The sequence below is a fragment of the Gillisella taibaishanensis genome, from assembly GCF_001938985.1.
GTDB lineage: Bacteria > Pseudomonadota > Alphaproteobacteria > Rhizobiales > Rhizobiaceae > Allorhizobium > Allorhizobium taibaishanense.
On sequence record NZ_MKIN01000024.1, the window covers coordinates 1 to 360 of the forward strand.

Annotated in this window: 1 protein-coding gene; it reads left to right on the forward strand. The window is 60.3% G+C overall.

Translation table 11 applies throughout. The annotated features are described in order from the left end of the window. On the forward strand, positions 1 to 360 hold a 360-nt coding region (locus BJF91_RS18880; protein WP_456061820.1), incomplete at both ends, for an EF-Tu C-terminal domain-related protein.

A 360-nucleotide genomic window follows, 5' to 3' on the forward strand; every position in this document is an offset into this window, starting at 1 on the left:
CCAGGCCGGCGACAACATCGGTGCGCTCGTCCGTGGTATCCAGCGCGACGACGTTGAGCGTGGCCAGGTTCTCTGCAAGCCGGGTTCGGTCAAGCCGCACAAGAAGTTCATGGCAGAAGCCTACATCCTGACGAAGGAAGAAGGCGGCCGTCATACGCCGTTCTTCACCAACTACCGTCCGCAGTTCTACTTCCGCACGACGGACGTGACTGGCATCGTATCTCTGCCGGAAGGCACGGAAATGGTTATGCCTGGCGATAACGTCACGGTTCAGGTTGAGCTGATCGTTCCGATCGCGATGGAAGAAAAGCTGCGCTTCGCTATCCGCGAAGGCGGCCGTACCGTCGGCGCCGGCATCGT